Below are 1,173 nucleotides of genomic sequence, written 5' to 3' on the forward strand. Positions count from 1 at the left end.
GTTCCGGGTGTGGGCGCGGCTCCCGCTGGGGGACGGTCCCGACGAGGAGCAGGAGCAGATGGAGGAGATGGCGTGATCCGGGTGATGCTGGCCGACGACCAGACGCTGGTGCGGGCGGGGTTCCGGTCGATCCTGGAGGGCGAGGACGACATGGAGGTCGTCGCCGAGGCCGGGGACGGGGAGCAGGCGGTGCGGCAGGCGGCGCAGCTGCGTCCCGACGTGGTGCTGATGGACATCCGGATGCCGGTCCTGGACGGGCTGGAGGCCACCCGCCGCATCATCACCGACCCGCGGCTCGACGCCGTCAAGGTGGTGATCCTGACGACGTTCGACCTGGACGACTACGTGTACGGCGCGATCAAGGCGGGGGCCAGCGGGTTCCTGGTGAAGGACACCGAGCCGCCCGAGCTGATCCACGGGGTGCGGGTCGTGGCGCGCGGCGACGCGCTGCTCGCGCCGACCGTGACGCGGCGGCTCATCGCCGAGTTCGCGTCCCGGATCACCGCGCCGCCGCCCGCCGCGGAGCTGGACTCCCTCACCGACCGCGAGCGGGAGGTGCTGGAGCTGGTCGCCGCCGGGCTGTCGAACGAGGAGATCGCCGGGCGGCTGGTGCTGTCGCCGGCGACCGCCAAGACCCACGTGAGCCGCATCCTGTCGAAGGTGGGGGCGCGGGACCGGGCGCAGCTGGTGGTGCTGGCCTACGAGTCCGGCGTGATCCGTCCCGGATGGCTCGGCTGAACGGCCGCGCCCCGACCGCAACCGGCCGGGGCGCGGCGGTGTTGAACGGATGTGACGGTTACGGACGAGGCTCTCACCCCGCCGCCCGCCGGTGACACGGCGGGCGCGCGGGTCGCGGCGGCGCTGGCGCGGGACCTGGACGCCGGGTTCGCCGACCTGTACGAGGCGTACCGGGGGGCGGTGTTCTCCACCGCGCTGCGGTTGTGCGGGCGGTGGGCCGAGGCCGAGGACCTGTCGGCGGAGGCGTTCCTGCGGGCCTACCGGGCGCTGTGCGGGTACGAGCGGGAGCGGATCGAGGGGTTGCGGCCCCGGGCGTGGCTGCTGACGATCCTGGCCAACGTGTGGCGCAACAGCCTGCGGTCGGCGGCGCGGCGCCCGGCGACCGGCCCGATCGAGGACGCTCCCGACCCGCCCGACCCGGGCGAGGGCGTGGAG

The 1,173-nt window shown here is 74.7% G+C and carries 2 protein-coding genes; both read left to right on the plus strand.

The annotated features are described in order from the left end of the window. Nucleotides 1–72: 72 nt before the first annotated feature. Nucleotides 73–738 carry a response regulator transcription factor gene (locus tag E1281_RS39720; RefSeq protein ID WP_131884822.1) on the plus strand — a complete coding sequence of 222 codons (666 nt, stop codon included), beginning with the start codon at nucleotides 73–75 and terminating at the stop codon, nucleotides 736–738. 51 nt (nucleotides 739–789) lie between these two features. Further along, the coding region (locus E1281_RS39725) for a sigma factor (RefSeq protein ID WP_279433699.1) at nucleotides 790–1,173 on the plus strand (384 nt) is incomplete at its 3' end.

This window comes from Actinomadura sp. KC345, assembly GCF_004348515.1.
Taxonomy (GTDB): domain Bacteria; phylum Actinomycetota; class Actinomycetes; order Streptosporangiales; family Streptosporangiaceae; genus Spirillospora.